The sequence below is a fragment of the Rhizobacter sp. P3_B12 genome (genome assembly GCF_056402895.1).
Map to the genome: position 1 here is coordinate 1 of NZ_JBFUGN010001341.1, position 1,294 is coordinate 1,294.

A 1,294-nucleotide genomic window follows, 5' to 3' on the forward strand; every position below is an offset into this window, starting at 1 on the left:
CTTCAGCCCGCCGCGCACGAAGTTCGGGTGCGGCTTGCCGGTGCGCGCCGCATCGATGATGGTCTTGTACGCGGTGATCCAGTTCCATTCGGCACCGGTCAGGTACGCGGCCGGCGCGAGCTTGGCCTGGCTCGCGTGGTAGCCGCAGACGAACTTGCCGCGCTTGGCGGCGGTCTCGACGATCACCTTCGGCCCGTCGACGTGCATCGTGAACACGTCGATGCCCTGGTCGGCGAGGCTGTTGGTGGCCTCGGCCTCCTTGACCGGCATCGACCAGTCGCCGGTGAAGATCACCGTGGTCGTGATCGACGGATCGACCGAGCGCGCGCCCATCGTGAATGCGTTGATGTTGCGCAGCACCTGCGGGATCGGCTTGGCGGCGATGAAGCCGAGCTTCTTGCTCTTCGACATGTGCCCGGCGACGACGCCGTTCAGGTACTGGCACTCGTCGATGTAGCCGAAGAAGCTGCCGGTGTTCTTCGGGTGCTTGCCCTCGGTCCACATGCCGCCGCAGTGGGCGAAGCGCACGCTCGGGTTCTTGCCCGCGACCGCCAGCATGTGCGGATCGAAGTAGCCGAACGAGGTGGGGAACAGCAGCGTCGTGCCGTCCTGCGAGATCATGCCCTGCATCGTTTTCTGCACGGCCGTGGTCTCGGGGACGTTCTCTTCTTCCACCGCCTTGATGCCGGGCAGCTTCTTGATCTCGGCCACCGCCTCGGCATGCGCCTGGTTGTAGCCGAAGTCGTCCTTCGGCCCGACGTAGATGAAGCCGACGGTGATCGGGGCCTGCGCGTGCGCGAGGCTGCCGAAGCCACCCAGGCCACCCAAGGCGAGCGCCGCGCCGGCACCCTTCAGGACATCCCGCCGATGGAAGCCGGCCGGGAACTTCTCTTGCGTCGTCTGTTGCGTCATCTCTGCGCTCCTGTGCGTCGCCGCGTAAGTGGGTTCGCAGGAGTCATGCCCGTTCGCCAGTGCACGATCCCGATCGCCGCTGTTTAGAACACCTTCTTGTATACATGCAACGGACGTGCCAGCCGGGCTGCGCGGGGCAGAGCGGGGAAAGACGCTGGAGGAGTGCGTCGCGGGAGTCCCAAACGGGGGCGCGGCGCCAAGGCCGGAGCGCCAAGCGCGGGCAGTGTGGCACCAAAAGAGACCAGGGGGCGACGGATCGCCTCTCAGGGGGTGGCCGATGATCAGAGTCGGGCGAACAGCTTGCGGACTTCCTCTGGTGTGCTGGCAGTCCAGCCTTCGTCGCGTGGCGCACGGTCGGCATCGTGCTCCATCAGCTCAGCTG

Annotated in this window: 1 protein-coding gene; it reads right to left on the bottom strand. The window is 66.2% G+C overall.

From position 1 onward, the window contains the following. Positions 1-912: BMP family ABC transporter substrate-binding protein (locus tag AC1D01_RS35055; protein ID WP_477874185.1), on the bottom strand; the 912-nt coding region annotated here is incomplete at its 3' end. Between the last annotated feature and the right edge of the window lie 382 nt (positions 913-1,294).